Origin of the sequence: Xanthomonas sp. NCPPB 2586 (genome assembly GCF_041475775.2) — a bacterium.
GTDB lineage: Bacteria > Pseudomonadota > Gammaproteobacteria > Xanthomonadales > Xanthomonadaceae > Xanthomonas > Xanthomonas campestris.
The window spans coordinates 2,387,830-2,404,786 of sequence record NZ_CM192981.1 but is presented as its reverse complement, the minus strand read 5'-3'; the positions used below and the strand labels follow the sequence as shown (position 1 = coordinate 2,404,786).

The window sequence follows — 16,957 nt, the reverse complement described above, 5'->3', positions numbered from 1 at the left end:
AAAGGGCCGCATCGATGATGCGGCCCTTTGCGTTACTACAGTTTTGCGATTGCCAGATGCGCGGTATAGCGATTCGCTGGCCGCACAAATGCGGGAGCCTCGCAGCCGTGTTCCCGGTTGGGAACCTCAGTTCTGCACACCGCCGCCGTTATCGCCACCCAGCGTGCCCATGAATTGCCGGTAGTGCCGCAGCTCGTCGATGGAGTCGCGCACGTCGCTCAGCGCCGTATGCGCCGAACTCTTGGCAAAGCCGGAGGCAACTGCCGGTGCCCAGCGCCGCGCCAGTTCCTTGATGGTGGACACGTCCAGGTTGCGGTAATGGAAATAGCGCTCCAGGCGCGACATCTGGCGGTGCAGGAAACGGCGGTCCTGACAGATCGAATTGCCGCACATCGGTGAAGCGCCAGCGCGGATCCATTCGCCCAGGAAGGCCACTGTCTGCGCCTCGGCTTGCGCGTGGGTGACCTGGCTGTCGAGCACGCGTTGCCACAGGCCGGAGCGGCGGTGCTGGTTGCGGTTCCATTCGTCCATCGCTTCCAGGGTTTCCAGCGAATGGGCAATGGCCAGTTCCGGCCCCTCGGCGAGCACGTTCAACTGCGCATCGGTCACGATGGTGGCGATCTCGATGATCGAATCGCGATCGGTATCCAGGCCGGTCATTTCCAGATCGATCCAGATCAGTCGGTCGTTGCCCGCAACGTTGTCTGCCATATCACCGTCCTGTGGAGGGCCGTTGCCGGCCGGGTGCTGAAAGGGCGCGCATCATACCGCGGCCATGCCGATCAGGGCACGAGCGGCGGCTTGCCACGCTTGGCGCGAAAGTAATTGGTCAGGCGCAGCCCGGCCTCGGCGGCCAGCACCCCGCCGCTGACCTGCACGCGATGGTTGTGGCGTGGGTCTGCGAGCAGGTCGAACACGCTGCCGCAGGCGCCGGTCTTGGGGTCGCTGGCGGCGAACACCACCCGCGCAATGCGCGCATGGATCATCGCCATGGCGCACATTGCACACGGCTCCAGCGTCACGTACAGCGTGCAGCCGATCAGGCGGTGGTTGGCCAGCCGCCGGCCGCCTTCGCGCATGGCCATGATCTCGGCATGCGCACTGGGGTCGTGGCTGGCGATGTTGAAGTTCCAGCCCTCGCCGAGCAGCGCGCCGGTTGGATCCACCAGCACCGCGCCGACCGGAATCTCGTCATAGTCGCGCTCGGCACGTTCGGCCAGCCGCAAGGCGTGGGTCATCCATTGCTGGTCGATTTGCAGGTGTGCGTCTTGCGCGTGGTGATCGGGCGACACGCTCACGTGGTGCTGTTGCCCTGCCGCTCCAGAAACGCGGCAAAAGCGGCGACGGTGGCTTCGCTGACGTGGTGTTCGATGCCTTCGGCGTCACGCCGCGCGGTGGCCTCGTCGATGCCCAGCGCAAGCAGGAAGCGCTCGACGATCTGATGCCGCTGCCGGCTGGAGGCCGCCAGCGCTTCGCCGGCCGGGGTCAAAAACACGCCGCGATACGGCCGCTGCACCACCCAGCCATCGCGCACCAGGCGCTTGAGCATCTTGGCCACGGTGGGCTGCGCCACGCCCAAACGCGCAGCGATATCGACCTGGCGCGCCTCGCCACCGTCGACCAGCAGATCGGAGATCAGCTCGACATAGTCTTCGACCAATTCGGCACGGCGCGCCTCGCGCACCTGGCGGAAGCTCTCCATGTGCACCTGCGCATCGATCAATACCGGTGCGGACGCGTCCAGCTTTTCGCTCTTGCCCACCCTTGTCCTCGTCATCGCCTCCGGCGCAACTGCCGGGATGCGTAGTGTGAAGCACGGCGCCGATCAATACGATTGAGATTGCCAATGCTCAACAGCATAGCACTTGCTATATCATCGGCCGCGTCCCGTCTTTCCGCCCGCCCATGTCCAGCGAGATCGTCCCGAACGCAGAACCCATTCGCCCAGCCGATGGTGGGCTGGGTGCCGCGCACGCCAGCGTCGCCGTGCCCAAGGGTGGCCACTGGTGGTTCCGGTTGCTGGCGTTTCTGGGCCCTGGCTACATGGTCTCGGTCGGCTATATGGACCCGGGCAACTGGGCCACTGACCTCGCGGGCGGCTCGCAGTTCGGTTACCTGCTGCTGTCGGTGATCCTGCTCTCCAACCTGATGGCGATCGTGCTGCAGGGGTTGTCGGCACGGCTGGGCATCGCCACCGGCCTGGACCTGGCGCAGGCCTGCCGCGCACGTTACCCGCGCGGCATCAACCTGGCGCTGTGGGGGCTGTGCGAGCTGGCAATCATTGCCTGCGATCTGGCCGAAGTGATCGGTACGGCGATCGCACTCAAGTTGCTGTTCGGCATTCCGCTGACACTGGGCGCCATCATCACTGCGCTGGACGTGGTGCTGGTGTTGTTGCTGATGAACCGCGGCTTCCGTGCGCTGGAAGCGTTCGTCATGGCATTGCTGCTGGTGATCTTCGTGTGCTTCGGCATCCAGATCGCGCTGGCGGCGCCGCCGATCGCCGCAGTGCTGGCCGGCTTCATTCCGCGTGCCGAAGTGGTGACCAACCCGCATGCGCTGTATCTGGCGATCGGCATCATCGGTGCCACCGTGATGCCGCATAACCTGTATCTGCACTCGTCGATCGTGCAAACGCGCGCGTATCCGCGCACCGATGCAGGCCGCCGTTCGGCACTGCGCTGGGCAGTCACCGACAGCACCGTGGCCTTGATGTTCGCGTTGTTCATCAACGCAGCCATCCTGATCCTGGCCGCGGCGGTGTTCCATGCGCAGGGCCGCACCGACGTGCAGGAGATCGAACAGGCGCACGCGCTGCTGGCACCGATGCTCGGCGTCGGCCTGGCCTCGACCCTGTTCGCAGTGGCGTTGCTCGCCTCGGGCGTCAATTCGACAGTGACTGCAACCTTGGCCGGGCAGATCGTGATGGAAGGCTTCCTGCGCCTGCGCTTGCCGCCGTGGATGCGTCGCCTGCTTACACGCGGCATCGCCATCGTGCCGGTAGTGGTGGTGACCTGGCTGTATGGCGAAGCCGGTACCGCCCGCTTGCTGGTCTTGAGCCAGGTGGTCCTGTCGATGCAGTTGCCGTTTGCGGTGATCCCGTTGGTGCGCTTTGTCGCTGACCGCGGCTTGATGGGCGCATTGGTGGCACCGGCATGGCTGGTGCGCATTGCCTGGGTGATTGCCCTGGTGATCGTTGGCTTGAACCTCAAGCTGCTTTGGGAATTCGCGTTGGGGTAAGAGGCAAGCGGCGGCGGCACTGCGCGCGCTTGTGCTTGCACGTGCCGGTCTTGCAGATGCTGCTGAAAGTGCACCGCACTACGTTGCACCGCCCTGCCCTGGCGATGCGGTGCACGCGATGAGGTGCGGCCTGTAGCGAGATGCAGCCACGCCAGTGCGCACGCCGATGCAATCTCGCGCGCCGCGCGCACGCTTTACTGGCGGCAGCATCGGCGCCGGCGGCCTGCCGCACACCCGCAATCGTCTTCCTGGCGGCAGTGGCGACCTCGGCCGTTGGCGCAACCGGTGCGCTTCCCCACCAAGGAGTTTCCATGCATCCGTCCGAGCCGTCTCCGGCCGATTCCGGGCGACGTAATTTTCTCGTTGCCGGCACGGCCGCGGTGGCAGCGTTGTCGCTGCCCGCCTTCGCCAGTGCGGCACCTCCCGCGCGTGCGTCATCCACTTCCCCGACCCATCCCACCTCTCACGGAGCTACACCGATGTCGAACTTTGTCACCCGCCCCGATGGCGCCAAGATCTTCTACAAGGACTGGGGCAAGGGCCAGCCCGTCGTGTTCTCGCATGGCTGGCCCCTCAGCGCCGATGCCTGGGATGCGCAGATGCTGTTCATGGGTCAGAACGGCTTCCGCGTCATTGCACATGACCGCCGCAGCCACGGCCGTTCCAGCCAGACCTGGGACGGTAACGACATGGACACCTACGCCGATGATCTGGCCGCCGTGATCGAGGCGCTGGATCTGAAGGACGCCATCCTGGTGGGCCATTCCACCGGCGGTGGCGAAGTGGCGCATTACGTCGGCCGCCATGGCAGCAAGCGCGTGGCCAAGGTGGTGCTGGTGGGCGCGGTGCCGCCGCAGATGGTCAAGAGCCCGACCAACCCGGGCGGCCTGCCGATCAGCGTATTCGACGGCATCCGCGAAGGTGTTGCCAAGGACCGTTCGCAGTTCTACCAGGACCTGACCACCCCGTTTCTCGGTGCCAACCGCGACGGCAATAAAGTCACCCAGGGCATGCGCGATTCGTTCTGGCGGCAGGGCATGCTGGGCGGGCACAAGGGCCAGTACGACTGCATCAAGGAATTCTCGGAAGTGGATTACACCGCTGACCTGAAGAAGATCGATGTGCCGGCGCTGGTCGTGCATGGCGACGACGATCAGATCGTGCCGATCGATGCATCGGGCAAGCTGTCGGCCAAGATCATCAAGAACGCAGAGCTGAAGATCTACGCCGGTGCGCCGCACGGACTGCCGGTGACCCACGCCGACCAGTTCAACAAGGATCTGCTGGCCTTCGCCAAGGGGTGATCCAGTTGGTTGCGTAAAAAGCCGGCTCGCGAGGGCCGGCTTTTTTTATGGACTCTCTTGGGGCACTTGGTCTGGATCACTGCCGTCGCGACATCAGAGCAGGCGCCTTGGAGTAGATGTGCGCGCGCCAATCAGCGCCGCTTGGTTGCAGGGCAAGCTGGGTCCTGTTGGCGAAGAAATGCAGGCGCTCGGAAATCGCGGTTGCTTCAGCCTGTGCCCTGCCCTCGCCGCAAGCGGCATGGTGCTCACGAATACCTGTATCAGCGGCATGATCGAGCATCAGCGCACACACTGGATCGCGCGCTCACTTGCAACTCAGCAATCCGAGATGACCCCAATCAGCCCCCCCATCCAGATGCCGATAGCCCACCCGCGGGGTGACCCCGTCCGCGCTGGACGGACAGTGTGCCCACCTGCGATTCGCCGACAGGGCGCAGGTAACACGTACCAGAATGCAATGTCCTGACGGCGCCATATCGCGCTGCAAGGCAAGCTGTTCTCGCGTGCACGTCATTGATCCAAAATCGCCTGAGCATGACCATGCTCGGTATCAGCACACATCCGACAAAACACAACGGGCGCCCCTACCAGGCGCCCGTTGCACGTTTTGCGATCTGCATTCGCCGCGCGGCTCACAAGCCCGACAAATAGACTCCAGCCGCCTGCGGATCAAATATCCGAATGCGTATGCGGCGGCACCGCCGCACCACCGCCGCCCACAAAGTGACGCACGAGCGGCGCGCGCTCGCCCTGATGCAGGGCACGAATCTGCTCCTGCAGCTGGCGGTCGTCGCCGGTTACGCGCTCGTGCTGACGCAGGTGTTCCAGCCACGAGGCCACGATGAAGTATTCCAGCTGCACGCCGGGCGTGGCGGCGTCCTCGGCCACGCCCCACACCACCGCGCCGTCGCGGCGGCGTGCACTGCCCAGCTGTGTCACCAGGCGCACAAACTCTGCACGTGCGTCATCGGCGATGCGGTATTCCACGGTCACCAGCACCGGGCCACGGTCGTGTTCGACACCATCGGCCTGCGCCGGTACGGGCCAGTGGCCCGCCGGTGCGAGATCGAGCTGCTCGGTACCGGCAATGCGTGCGCGCTTGACCAGCAGTGCGGCAATCACTGCACCGGCCGCGGCAATCTGCAGTGCGATCGCGATCGACGTGCGTTGCGCCAGCGCACCCCACAACAACGAACCGCTGGCCATGCCGAGCGAGAACACCACGATATACAGCGACAGCGCACGGGCGCGCACCCAGGCCGGCACCGAGGTTTGCGCAGCGATCTGCAGCGACGACAACACCGTGATCCAAGCCAGGCCGTTGACGACCATCACCACACACAACACGCCAATCTGGCGCGAGAGCGCCAACCCCAGCAGCGAGGCTGCGCAGATCAACGTGGCGACGAACACCAGCAGGTCGCGGTCATAGCGTGCACGCAAGCGCGGCAACACCAGCGCACCACTGATCGCGCCAATGCCGATGCAGCCCAGCAACAGACCGTAACTGCCCGCACCCAGCTGCATGTCGCGGCGGACCACCAGCGGCAACAAGGCGGTCAATGCGCTGGCGAACAGGAAGAAGCCGGCCGCCTTGATCAACACCGCCTGCAGACGCCCGGCGCGCGCCGCATAGCGCAGACCGGCACGCAGGCCCGCACCGAAGCTCTCCGGCGGCAATGCGGATGCCTGCGTCTCGCGACGCCAGCGCCACAGCACCCACATCATCAAGCCGAAGGTGAGCCCATTGAGCAGGAAGGCCCATGGCGGGCCGAACTGCGCCACGATCAAGCCGCCGATTGCCGGCCCGATCGACCGCGCGATATTCATGCCGATCGAGTTGAGCGCCACTGCCGAGGCCAGCAACGGGCGCGGCACCAGCTCCGAGACGATCGCCGCTTGCGCCGGCATTGCCATCGCCGCGCCCATGCCCATGGCGAAGGTCAGCGCGACCAGCACCCAAGGGGTGAGCAACTGCAGGTGCGACAGCAGCGCCAGCGACGCGGCCACCAGCAGCATCCAGCCCTGGGTGAGCATGAGATAGCGGCGGCGGTCGACGATGTCGGCCAAGGTGCCGGCGGCGAGTGCGAACAACACCACCGGCAAGGTGGTGGCCGACTGCACCGCCGCCACCATCAGCGGCGAACCGGTCTGTTCGGCCGTCACCCAGGAGGCGGCCACATCGTTGATCCAGGTGCCGATGTTGCTGCCTAGAATGGCGAGCCACAGGGCACGGAAGATCGGTTGGCGCAGCGGTGCCCAGGCACCGGCGTCAGCCGGTGGGATCGAAGCGGTTGTCATTGCCACACTCCAGAACAGAAAAACGCGCGATCCTGCCAGGTGCGCGCGACGGACACTGCACACGCCTTCTCAAGGTTGCAGACCTGCGCTGCAACGCTGCGCTGACCTCTCGCCGCAGCCAGGCGCTGCTGCGGCCTTAAAACGCGAAACATGCGCATCCCAATGCCCCCCAGAAGCCGCGCAGATCGTCGCTGGGTGCGGCATGGTGGGCGGCATGCCCATGTGCGCCGTGGGTGCGGCAGCCAGGGCCATGCGCATGCGCCACGCTGGCCAGCCCGCTCACCGCACCGCCCACGTGATAGCCGCCAAAACGGTTGACCGGCGACCATTCCGGCATTGCCGGCGGCAGGCTGGGCGCCAGTGCAGCGAAGTCGCCGTCACCGTGCACCACGGCACCGCCCAACACGGTCAGCACGCTGGTGATATCGGCGATGGCGGCATCGTCGACGCGGAAATAGTCATCCGACAACACGATGAAATCGGCCAACTGACCAGGCGCCAAGGTGCCCTTCTTGTCTTCATCACCGGAGAACCAGGCACTGCCCTGCGTCCACAAGCGCAAGGCCTGTTCGCGTTCGAGCAGGTTCTCGTCGCCATACAGTGCCAGCCCGCCGACGGTGCGGCCGGTGACCAGCCACGACAGCGCCACCCACGGGTTGTAGCTGGCCACGCGCGTGGCATCGGTGCCCGCGCCCACCGGCACACCGGCCGCCAACATGCGCCGCACTGGCGGCGTATGGCGCGCAGCCTGCACGCCGTAGCGCTGTACGAAGGCTTCGCCCTGATAGGCCATGCGGTGCTGCACCGCGATGCCGCCGTTCAACGCGCGGGTCCGATCGATGTTGCGTGGCGTGATGGTTTCGGCGTGATCGATGAACCAGTGAAGGCCATCGAACGGCATGTCCGCGTTGACACGCTCGTAGACATCGAGAATGCGCGCGATGCTTTCGTCATAGGTGGCGTGGATACGGAACGGCCAGCGTTTTTCCACCAGCAGGCGCACCACCTGCTCCAGTTCCGGTTCCATCTCCGGTGCAAGCTCGGGGCGCGGCTCACTGAACTGCTCGAAGTCGGCCGCCGAGAACACCAGCATTTCGCCGGCACCGTTGTGGCGCAGCAGATCGTCGCCCTTGCGGACCGGCAACACCTCGGTCCAACCCCGGAAATCGGCAACTTCCTTGCCCTTGTTCTGGGTAAACAGGTTGTAGGCGATGCGCACGCTCAACTGCCCGGCCGCATGCAACTGCTCGATGACCTGATAGTCCTCCGGATAGTTCTGGAACCCGCCACCGGCGTCGATGACCGAGGTGATGCCCAGGCGGTTGAGCTCGCGCATGAAGTGGCGCGTGGAGTTGGCCTGATACTCGATCGGCAGCCGCGGCCCTTTCGCCAGGCTGGCATACAGGATCAGCGCATTCGGCTTGGCCAGCAGCAGGCCGGTGGGATTGCCGAGCTTGTCGCGCTCGATGCGGCCACCGGGCGGATCCGGCGTGGTCTTGTCGTAACCACACGCACGCAAGGCCGCGCGATTGAGCAAGGCGCGGTCGTACAGATGCAGCAGGAACACCGGTGTATCCGGCGCGATCGCGTTGATTTCATCCAGGGTCGGCAGGCGCTTTTCAACGAACTGATGCGCGGTGAAGCCGCCGACCACGCGCACCCACTGCGGCGCCGGCGTACGGTCGACCTGCGCCTTGAGCAATGCCATGGCATCGGCCAGCGAGCGCACGCCGTCCCAGCGCAACTCCAGGTTGTAGTTCAACCCGCCGCGAATGAGATGCGTGTGGCTGTCGTTGAGCCCGGGCACCACGCGTCGCTGCTGTGCATCGATGACACGCGCCTGCTTGGCCATGGCCATGATCTGCGCATCGTCACCCACTGCCACGATGCGGCCATCGGCCACCGCCAGCGTAGTGGCGCTGGGTTGGCGCGGGTCAAGCGTGGTGATACGTGCATTACGGAGAATGAGATCGACCATCGGAGGCGTCCTGTTGGCAGTCAACGCAGCAGGCGCAATGCCCAGTGCAAGGCCGGCGGCGGCACCCTGCAACAGCTGGCGCCGGCCGGCATCGTGGGAATCAGTGGGCGTGCTCATGACACGTGCCGCCGACGCAGGCCGTCCAGCGACCACGCGCCACCGCCGGCGCATACCAGCGCCAGCAAGACCAGCGCCCACATCAGCGGGTATTCCATGCCGCCATGCATCCAGAACCAGCCCTTGGGAATGGCAATCACCACGGTGGTGGCAATGAACGCCGCGGCCAGTGCCGCGCTGGCGCGCGTCCACAGCCCGATGAGCACCGCCACTCCAGACAGGCTCTGCACCAGCGCCAACAGCAGCGGCAGCGGCGCCGTCGCTGGCAGCCCGAACTGCTGCAATTCCGCAGCAAAACCGGCAAGGCCGGGGCCGTTGAACCAGCCCAGCAACTTGCCCAGGCCATGCGGCAGCAGAAAGCCACCGCCAGCCAGCCGCAGCATCAACAGCGCCGCGTCCAGGCCCGGCGAGCGTGCCGGTGCGTGGCTGTTCAATGTCCGCCTTCCTGCGCGCCGAACATGGTCTTGGCGTATTGAATACCGATGCCGTAGCCGCCTGCATGCGCACGTGCGATGCCGGTGGTGAGGTCGTAGGTGTCGCTGCGCGCCCAATCGCGCTGCAGTTCCAGCAGGTACTGCACGCTGGTGATCGGTGCTGCGCCGGCCTGCACCATGCGGGCAATGGCGCGCTCGTGGGCCTCATCGCTGACATCGCCGCAGGCATCGGTGATCACGTACACATCAAAGCCCTGTTCGATCGCCGACAGCGTCGGCCCGACGATGCACACGCTGGTCCACAAACCGGCGATCACCAGGCGGCGCTTGCCGATCGCGTTGATGCGGTCGATCACGCCCTGGTCTTCCCAGGCATTCATGCTGGTGCGGTCGAACACCGGCTCGCCGGCGAAGATCTCCGGCAGCTCTGGAAACAGCGGGCCGGAGAACGACTTCTCCGCCACCGTGGTGAGCACCACCGGCACCTGGAAGCCCTTGGCGGCCTTGCCGATCAGCGCCACGTGGTTGCGCAGGGCCGAGATGTCGATGGTGTGGGTGGCAAACGCCATCTGCGACTGGTGGTCGATCAGGATCAGGGCGTGGTCGTTCGGCGACAGCAGGGACTTGCCGGGGACGGCGGTGGCGGTGGTCATCGGTGCTGCTCCAGGAGTGGTGAGAAGGAAGACGTGGCAGCCCGCGGCGCACTGGCCGGCGTGCTGTGTGCGGTAGTGCAGACGGTCTGCGCGGCAAAGCGCGCCGGCGTGCAGCCGGTGGCATGGCGGAAACTGCGGACAAAATGGCTTTGGTCGAAAAAGCACAGCTCGCTGGCGATCTGGCTGATCTTGTGGCGGCCTTCGCGCAGCAAGGCCTGTGCACGCTCAATGCGGCGGCGGCGCAGATATTCCATCGGGCTGGCGCCAACCACGTCGCGAAACACACGCGCAAAATGGAAGCGGCTCATGCACGCGGCCGTGGCCAGATGGGTCACCGTGATCGGTTCGCACAGATGCGTGTCGATGTACTGCATGGCTCTTGCCACCGCACGGATGCGCGGTGCTTCAAGTGCGTTGCATGCGTGGGGTGCGGTGCGGCAGTCGACGGCAATGCCACGTGCCATGCGGCGTCTCCGTTGGGGGTGCGGCCATGGTGCGGTGGGCAGGTGCGCGCTCCCACCCCAGATGGTGAGGTCAATCGCCCCCTCTTTCGGGGGGGCCGCCGCAGTGACCTGTGTGCAGGATCGACACGCGTTGGCGCGGTTCGCGCGCAGCAGGGAGCGCCGATGCAGCCGCGTGCAGGCCACGCCGCACGGCGCGGCACACCGCCCAGACTCATCGGTCACGCACCACGCCAAACAAGCGGACGCGGCCGAATGCACCCATGCACTGCGCGATACTCCAACCGTGCCGCGTGCGCTCATGGCCGCGGGAGTTGCAAGCCGTCACCGCCCTACTCCACTGCGCAGTGCGCGTCCTCCCCCGAAAGAGGTGGTGGTGCTTCCCCCGATCTCGTCCGACAATGCTGCGATGCCGCATGAGCCCGTCAGCTACCCCGCTTCGTCGTTACGCCTGCGCGTTACGCACTGGGTCACGCTGGCGTGCTGTTGGCTGCTGCTGTGCGTACCGGCATGGGCAAGCGGGATCGCCGCAACACGCGACGGCGTGCTGCAGTTTCACCACACCGCCTGGAGCACCGAGCGCGGCGCACCGGCCGACATCTGGGATATCGCGCAGGCCGATAACGGCCCGTTGTGGCTGGCGACCGGTTTTGGCCTGTTCCAGTTCGATGGTGACCGCTTCGCACGTGTGCCGCCGCCCAATGGCGAGGCGTACGCATCGCACAACATGACCGCGCTGACGCTCGCACCAGACGACACCGCGTGGATCGGGTATTTCGGTGCCGGGATCGACCGTCTCGCCGACGGTCACCTCACCCACTTCGCACCAGGCAAGGACCTGCCCAGCGGCATGGTGTTCAAGCTGGAGCGCGATGGCAGCGGGCGCCTCTGGGCCGCAATCGATGGCGGCTTGTGCTGGTTCGATGGCACGCGCTGGCACCGTGCCGGTGCCGACTGGGGCTACCCGGCCGCACGCGCACAGTGGTTGCTGCGCGACCGCCGTGGCGTGCTGTGGGTCAGCGACGGCACCCAGCTGCTGCGCCTGCGCGCAGGCGGCAAGCGCTTCGAACCCAGCGGGCAGCCGGTTGGCCCGTTCACCACCATGGCCGAGAGCCCGGATGGCAGCGTCTGGGTCGCCGACCCGTATCGCGGAATCTTTGCATTGACCGACGCGCGCGGGCAGCTGCTTCCCGCCGCCACACGCGCGCAGCCGCGCTTTGCCGGGCTGTTTGCGCGCCGTATCCGCTTCATGCGCGACGGCGCGCTGTGGGGCACGGACTACGCGGCCGGTGGTGTGTTCCGGATCGCCACGCCGCTGGCGCCGGCGCCGGTGCTGGAACATGTCGGCACGCTGCAAGGCCTGACCTCGGCAACCGCCGGCCCGTTGCTGGAAGACCGCGAAGGCAACCTCTGGGTCGGCACCAACCTGGGCTTGAATCGCTTCCGCCACCGCGCGCTGTTGCCATTGGCCGCATTGCTGCCCGGCCCGGCCACCGCGGTGGAGATGTTCACCAGCCGCAGCGGCGCAGCGCCGGGGCCGCTGGTTGCCGCATTGCGCGACAACCGCCTGCTCGCACTGACGCGCCTGCGCATCGATCGGATGCAGCACGGCGGTGCAGCCGGCACGCTCGCTGTGCCGAACACGTTACGCAGTTGGGTGTTGGCCGAACACGCGCTGCTGCGTCTGCAGGGCGGCCTTGTGCAACCAGTCCCATTACCGCTGGGCGTTGCGCCCGGCGAAATACGTGCGTTGCTGGTCGATGCGACGGACCAGCCGCTGGTGTGCCCGGATGCACGTGGGCCGTATCGCTACGACGGCACCGGCTGGCAACCGCTGGCCGGCGTGCAGGAAACCCCATGCTCGGTGCTGGCGCGTGCGCACGATGGAGCGCTGTGGATCGGAGACGTCAAAGGGGAGCTGCGCCTGCTGCGTGGCAATCGCGTGCGCCGCTATAGCGCAACGGACGGTTTGTCGGTCGGCCCGATCACCGCCCTGTGGAGCAGCCCCGCGCTGACCCTGGTGGCTGGCGAAGCGGCGGTGGCCGTGCTCGGCCCCGATGGCCGATTCCGCACCTTGCCCGACCAGGCCAGGCCGCTGCTGCAGGGGGTCACCGGTATCGTGCAGGACGCCGCCGGCGGGGTCTGGTTGAACGGCAATCGCGGCGTGGTGCACCTGAGCCTGCAAGCGTTGACGCAGAGCGTGCAGACCGGCCTGCCGGCGCCATCGCTGCGCCTGTACGACACCATGGATGGCCTGCCCGGCATCGCCCAACAGGCCACGCCGGTTCCCAGCGCGCTGGCCGCAGCCGATGGCCTGCTGTGGTTTGCCACCAACCAGGGCCTGGCCTGGCTCGACCCCAGCCAGACCTATCGCAATCCCACCGCGCCCACGGTCGCCATCACCGAGGTGGTCGCCAACGATCGTCCGTATCCGCTGCAGGCCGCGCTGCGCCTGCCCAAGTGGAGCGACCGCCTGCGCATCGGCTACGAAGCGGTCAGCCTCACCCGCCCCGAGCGCGTGCGCTTCCGCTACCGGCTGGATGGCGTGGACGCTGCCTGGCAGGACGCCGGCAATCGCACCGAGGCGTTCTATACCAACCTGGCGCCTGGCCGTTATCGCTTCGAGGTGGCCGCCGCCAACAACGATGGCGTGTGGAACGCACGTGGCGACACACTCGACGTGGTCATCGAACCGGCGTTCGTGCAGACCTGGCAATTCAAGCTGTGCTGCGTGCTGGCGGCGGTCGCGGCCCTGGCGGTGGCGTGGCGCTTGCGCACCCGGCATGTGGCCGGACGCCTGCGTGCGCGGCTGGAAGAGCGCTACCGCGAGCGCGAGCGCATCGCCCGTGAGTTGCACGACACCCTGCTGCAGGGCACACAGGGGCTGATCCTGCGCCTGCACACCGCCAGCCGTTCGCTGGCCTGGGATGACCCCCGCCGGCAGGAACTGGAAAGGACCGTCGAACTGGCCGAGCGCGCCCTCATCGAAGGGCGCGACCGCGTCAACGGCTTGCGCGACACCCACTCGCTGCGCACCGATCTGGCCGGCGCGTTGCAGCAGGCGCGCGAAACCACCATGCCGATCCCCACCGCAACCCTGGACGTGCTGGTCAATGGCCGCCCACTCGTCTTGCGCGCGATGGTGGCCGACGAACTGTTCCAGCTCGGGCGCGAAGCGCTGAGCAATGCCGACCGGCACGCGCGCGCAAACAAGATCGTCCTGGAACTGCGTTACGGTTCACGTGACTTCGTGCTGCGCATCCGCGACGATGGCTGCGGCCTGGCGCCGGACGTGCTGCACGGCCACGCCCGCACCGGGCACTGGGGATTGACCGGCATGCAGGAACGCGCACGGCGCATCGGGGCACAGATGCAACTGTGGTCGCGGCCCGGCAGCGGAACCGAAGTGCAGATCGTCGTCCCCGCGCGCGCTGCGTACGTTCGACCACCCAAACGCTGGTGCTGGCCCTTTCAAAACGCACGACCCACGGAGACTCCCCATGGCTGATACGACACGACCGACCGCGGTGCTGGTGGTGGACGATCACCCGCTGTTGCGTGACGGATTGAGCGCCATGCTGGGCGCCGAGCGCGACATGCAGGTGGTGGGCGAAGCCGAAGATGGCGAACAGGCCGTGGACTACTACACCCGCCTGCGCCCGGACGTGGTGCTGATGGATCTGCAGATGCCACGCGTGGACGGCGTGCAGGCGATCCAGCGCATCCGCCAGCTCGACCCTATGGCCAAGGTCATCGTCCTGACCACCTACACCGGCGATGTGCGTGCAGTACGCGCCTTGCAGGCCGGCGCTTGCGGGTATCTGCTCAAGAGCGCGTTGCGGCGCGAACTGGTCGACACCATCCGCGACGTGCGCCGCGGTCAACGCCGCCACGTGCCCGCCTCGGTGGCCGAGAACATCGCCGCGCACGTGCTCGACGACGCCTTGTCCGCACGCGAGACCGAGGTGCTGAACCTGGTCGCCACCGGCTGCTCCAACAAGCAGATCGGCAACGCACTGGGCATCTCAGAAGAAACCGTCAAGGCGCACATGAAGAACATCCTGTGCAAGCTCGGCGTGCGCGACCGCACCCACGCGGTCACCGTTGCGCTGCGTCGCGGGATCCTGTCGCTGGAGACCTGAAGGCGCCACCACCACTGGCGGCGGACGGGCGCCGCCCGCCTGCCCCGCTCACCGCGCCGGCGCACGCGGCAGCAAACAGTGCAGCGGCGCCCAGCTACCCTCATCCGCGCCCGGCGCCTCTGCCAACAGACCACACCTTGCCGACCGCACGCCCGCTGAGTGCGACGCGCTCGACCATTCTTGAACGCGAGGCGAAGCCGCCGCGATGCGGCGCTGCCAAACCGATCGGCTTCGGCTATCGTATGCACCGCCAGCGGCTCGGGGAGCCGCTTCAGCATCTTGTCCGGCAGCCGATAACGGCTACGTCCGCCCGCCGCACCGCGCTGCGGCGGGCTCGATTCAATCATTTAAACGCGTTCAGGGGAATTGCGATGCTTCGTCACTCTTTGCGGGTGCGCCTGCTGTTGCCGGTGCTGGCCTTGGTGCTGGTCGTGGTGGTGGCACTGACGGTCATTCTGGCCATTACCGAGGCCAACCGGGTCAAATCGGAAACCGCAGACGCCATCGAGCGCCAGTCGGTCTCCCTGCAGACCCTGTTCTCGGTCACCCGCGCGATGATGCTCGATCGCGTCAATTCCTCCATGCGCCAGCTGCGCAAGGAAGCCAACGCCCAGGGCGCGCCCAGCGTGGGCAATGACGTCCGCGTGGCCGACCGCAACGCCAACGACCTGTTGCTGGGCCAGAAGTCCCAGGCCAACGTGTTCGACATGCTCGACGACGTCACCGCGATCCACGAAGGCACCGCAACGCTGTTCTCGCGCACCGGTGACGACTTCGTGCGCATCTCCACCAACGTCAAGAAGGACGACGGCAGCCGCGCCATCGGCACCGTACTCGATCCCACCGGCCAGGCCGCCGCCAAACTGCGTAATGGCGAAAGCTTCTACGGCGTGGTCGACATCCTCGGCAATCCGTATGTCACCGGTTACGAGCCGATCTTTGCCGGCAACGACAAGCGCGTCATCGGTGCCTGGTACGTCGGTTACAAGGCCGACACCCAGGCGCTGGAAAACGTGGTCAGCAGCCGTCGCGTGCTCGACTCGGGCTTCATCGCCATCTTCGACAGCAAGAACACGCTGCGCTTCCAGTCCACCACCGGCGCCACCACCGACACCGCCACCATCGAGCGGATCGTCAAGGAAAGCCCCGACGACTGGGTCGTCACCAAGCAGGAAGTGCCGGACTGGGGCTTCACGCTCGTCTCGGCCTACCCCAAGAGCGACGTCAACGGCGTCATCGTGCGCCAGTCACTGTGGATCGCCGGCATCGGCCTGCTGGTCTGCGCACTGTTGCTCGGCCTGCAGTGGGCGCTGATCTGGAACCGCGTGTTGCGGCCCATCCAGCACTTGACCACCGTTGCCGAAGAACTGAGCCTGGGCAAGTGGAACCACACCATTGCCGAGGTCGACCTCAAGGATGAAATCGGTACCCTGGCGCGCGCCATTTCCCGCCTGTCCAACAGCGTTCGGTTGGCCATGGAACGCCTCAGCAAGCGCTGAGCCGTGCTGTATAACTCCGCACCAGATGATGCAAGGAAGACGCCATGTCCACTGAATTCCGTCCGCTGATCGAGGTCCTGCGCGAGCTCAAGGCGCTGGCGCTGAAGAAGGCGTCCGGCTTTCTGTTCGTCGTCACCGAGGAGAACCACTCCTGCATCATCCGCATCAATGCGGGTCAGATCGAAGAAGTGGTGTTCCGCATGCTGCGTAATGATGAGGCCGTGCAACGCCTCACCATGGTCGGCGCCGCCAAGGCCCGCTTCCAGGTCGACCCCGGCGCCGGCATGGGCAAGCCCTCGCTGCTCAGCGAGGACTCGCGGCAGTGGCTGATGGGTGGCTTCGAACAGGACCTGGGCGGTGCGCCCGCCCCGGTGCGTGCGCCGGTTGCCGCCGCTCCGGTGCCGGCACCTGCGACACCCCTGGCAACGTCCGCACCGGTATCTGTCGGTAACGGCGCGGCCCCGGACGACGCAGTCCGCCAGGCACTGGAACGCGTCGCGCTGAATTACCTCGGCCCGATCGCCGGCATGTTGTGCGACGAAGCCTGGGATGCCTCCAGCGACATCGAGCAGGTGCTCAGCCAGCTCGCTGCCAACCTGGCCACGCCGCAGGAAGCGCAAAAGTTCATGACCGACGCCCGCGTGGCACTGGCCAAGGTGCGTTGAGGCCAGCGTTCAACGTAACGCTGCAACAAGCCGCGCAGTGCGCGGCTTTTTTTTGCGGCGGCATCTTACGGCCTGATTGCCAGCGATGAAACTGCAAGACATAAAAAAGGCGCCTTGCGGCGCCCTTTTCGTTCGATCTCGCGAGCAGAACCAACTCACTCCC

Annotated in this window: 15 protein-coding genes; 6 read left to right on the top strand and 9 right to left on the bottom strand. The window is 66.4% G+C overall.

The window, feature by feature from the left end:
- Positions 1 to 126: 126 nt before the first annotated feature.
- The 3 genes from orn to mntR form a co-directional block, all read right to left on the bottom strand.
- Complete coding sequence (orn, locus tag ACCQ09_RS10275) at positions 127 to 711, bottom strand: oligoribonuclease (RefSeq protein WP_012438217.1); 585 nt, start codon at positions 709 to 711, stop codon at positions 127 to 129.
- Between the two features lie 71 nt (positions 712 to 782).
- Positions 783 to 1,238, bottom strand: a complete 456-nt coding sequence (gene tadA, locus ACCQ09_RS10270) for a tRNA adenosine(34) deaminase TadA (protein ID WP_161963314.1) — start codon at positions 1,236 to 1,238, stop codon at positions 783 to 785.
- Between the two features lie 56 nt (positions 1,239 to 1,294).
- Entirely contained in the window at positions 1,295 to 1,762 is a 468-nt protein-coding gene (mntR, locus tag ACCQ09_RS10265) for a manganese-binding transcriptional regulator MntR (protein WP_012438216.1), read from the bottom strand.
- Between the two features lie 143 nt (positions 1,763 to 1,905).
- Between mntR and ACCQ09_RS10260 the strand changes: the two genes are divergently transcribed.
- Positions 1,906 to 3,240 carry an Nramp family divalent metal transporter gene (locus ACCQ09_RS10260; protein WP_040941262.1) on the top strand — a complete coding sequence of 445 codons (1,335 nt, stop codon included), beginning with the start codon at positions 1,906 to 1,908 and terminating at the stop codon, positions 3,238 to 3,240.
- A 479-nt stretch (positions 3,241 to 3,719) separates the two neighbouring features.
- Positions 3,720 to 4,544 (top strand): alpha/beta fold hydrolase, encoded by an 825-nt coding sequence (locus ACCQ09_RS10255; RefSeq protein WP_040942309.1) that lies wholly within the window; start codon positions 3,720 to 3,722, stop codon positions 4,542 to 4,544.
- A 76-nt stretch (positions 4,545 to 4,620) separates the two neighbouring features.
- On the opposite strand, the gene ACCQ09_RS10250 is transcribed toward ACCQ09_RS10255, so the two are convergent.
- The 6 genes from ACCQ09_RS10250 to ACCQ09_RS10225 all read right to left on the bottom strand — a co-directional run bounded on the left by ACCQ09_RS10250 (position 4,621) and on the right by ACCQ09_RS10225 (position 10,491).
- Positions 4,621 to 4,824, bottom strand: a complete 204-nt coding sequence (locus tag ACCQ09_RS10250) for a hypothetical protein (RefSeq protein WP_012438213.1) — start codon at positions 4,822 to 4,824, stop codon at positions 4,621 to 4,623.
- A gap of 389 nt (positions 4,825 to 5,213) precedes the next feature.
- Entirely contained in the window at positions 5,214 to 6,845 is a 1,632-nt protein-coding gene (locus tag ACCQ09_RS10245) for an MFS transporter (protein WP_040941261.1), read from the bottom strand.
- A 136-nt stretch (positions 6,846 to 6,981) separates the two neighbouring features.
- Positions 6,982 to 8,823, bottom strand: a complete 1,842-nt coding sequence (locus tag ACCQ09_RS10240) for an amidohydrolase (RefSeq protein WP_197708560.1) — start codon at positions 8,821 to 8,823, stop codon at positions 6,982 to 6,984.
- Positions 8,824 to 8,936: 113 nt separating this feature from the next.
- Positions 8,937 to 9,374 (bottom strand): DoxX family protein, encoded by a 438-nt coding sequence (locus ACCQ09_RS10235; protein ID WP_011037322.1) that lies wholly within the window; start codon positions 9,372 to 9,374, stop codon positions 8,937 to 8,939.
- Positions 9,371 to 10,027, bottom strand: coding sequence for a hydrolase (locus ACCQ09_RS10230; protein ID WP_011037323.1), 657 nt, complete (start codon positions 10,025 to 10,027; stop codon positions 9,371 to 9,373). The genes ACCQ09_RS10235 and ACCQ09_RS10230 overlap by 4 nt, the downstream gene beginning before the upstream one ends.
- Entirely contained in the window at positions 10,024 to 10,491 is a 468-nt protein-coding gene (locus ACCQ09_RS10225; RefSeq protein WP_040941259.1) for a helix-turn-helix transcriptional regulator, read from the bottom strand. The genes ACCQ09_RS10230 and ACCQ09_RS10225 overlap by 4 nt, the downstream gene beginning before the upstream one ends.
- 406 nt (positions 10,492 to 10,897) lie before the next feature.
- On the opposite strand from ACCQ09_RS10225, the gene ACCQ09_RS10220 reads away from it, so the two are divergent.
- From ACCQ09_RS10220 to ACCQ09_RS10205, 4 genes are all read left to right on the top strand, one after another.
- Positions 10,898 to 13,996, top strand: coding sequence for a sensor histidine kinase (locus tag ACCQ09_RS10220; RefSeq protein ID WP_228427811.1), 3,099 nt, complete (start codon positions 10,898 to 10,900; stop codon positions 13,994 to 13,996).
- Complete coding sequence (locus ACCQ09_RS10215) at positions 13,989 to 14,630, top strand: response regulator (RefSeq protein WP_011037326.1); 642 nt, start codon at positions 13,989 to 13,991, stop codon at positions 14,628 to 14,630. The genes ACCQ09_RS10220 and ACCQ09_RS10215 overlap by 8 nt, the downstream gene beginning before the upstream one ends.
- A 371-nt stretch (positions 14,631 to 15,001) precedes the next feature.
- Positions 15,002 to 16,129, top strand: a complete 1,128-nt coding sequence (locus ACCQ09_RS10210; protein WP_040941257.1) for a Cache 3/Cache 2 fusion domain-containing protein — start codon at positions 15,002 to 15,004, stop codon at positions 16,127 to 16,129.
- A 44-nt stretch (positions 16,130 to 16,173) separates the two neighbouring features.
- Positions 16,174 to 16,794 carry a DUF8082 domain-containing protein gene (locus ACCQ09_RS10205; RefSeq protein WP_014507885.1) on the top strand — a complete coding sequence of 207 codons (621 nt, stop codon included), beginning with the start codon at positions 16,174 to 16,176 and terminating at the stop codon, positions 16,792 to 16,794.
- The last annotated feature ends 163 nt before the right edge of the window (positions 16,795 to 16,957 follow it).

Bases quoted from the DNA above. Each gene is read 5' to 3' on its own strand.
- ACCQ09_RS10225 (WP_040941259.1), bottom strand. From the start codon at position 10,491: ATGGCACGTGGCATTGCCGTCGACTGCCGCACCGCACCCCACGCATGC.
- ACCQ09_RS10230 (WP_011037323.1), bottom strand. From the start codon at position 10,027: ATGACCACCGCCACCGCCGTCCCCGGCAAGTCCCTGCTGTCGCCGAAC.
- ACCQ09_RS10245 (WP_040941261.1), bottom strand. From the start codon at position 6,845: ATGACAACCGCTTCGATCCCACCGGCTGACGCCGGTGCCTGGGCACCG.
- ACCQ09_RS10250 (WP_012438213.1), bottom strand. From the start codon at position 4,824: ATGCTCGATCATGCCGCTGATACAGGTATTCGTGAGCACCATGCCGCT.
- ACCQ09_RS10210 (WP_040941257.1), top strand. From the start codon at position 15,002: ATGCTTCGTCACTCTTTGCGGGTGCGCCTGCTGTTGCCGGTGCTGGCC.
- ACCQ09_RS10205 (WP_014507885.1), top strand. From the start codon at position 16,174: ATGTCCACTGAATTCCGTCCGCTGATCGAGGTCCTGCGCGAGCTCAAG.
- ACCQ09_RS10215 (WP_011037326.1), top strand. From the start codon at position 13,989: ATGGCTGATACGACACGACCGACCGCGGTGCTGGTGGTGGACGATCAC.
- tadA (WP_161963314.1), bottom strand. From the start codon at position 1,238: ATGACCCACGCCTTGCGGCTGGCCGAACGTGCCGAGCGCGACTATGAC.
- ACCQ09_RS10255 (WP_040942309.1), top strand. From the start codon at position 3,720: ATGTCGAACTTTGTCACCCGCCCCGATGGCGCCAAGATCTTCTACAAG.
- ACCQ09_RS10220 (WP_228427811.1), top strand. From the start codon at position 10,898: ATGCCGCATGAGCCCGTCAGCTACCCCGCTTCGTCGTTACGCCTGCGC.
- ACCQ09_RS10240 (WP_197708560.1), bottom strand. From the start codon at position 8,823: ATGGTCGATCTCATTCTCCGTAATGCACGTATCACCACGCTTGACCCG.
- ACCQ09_RS10260 (WP_040941262.1), top strand. From the start codon at position 1,906: ATGTCCAGCGAGATCGTCCCGAACGCAGAACCCATTCGCCCAGCCGAT.
- orn (WP_012438217.1), bottom strand. From the start codon at position 711: ATGGCAGACAACGTTGCGGGCAACGACCGACTGATCTGGATCGATCTG.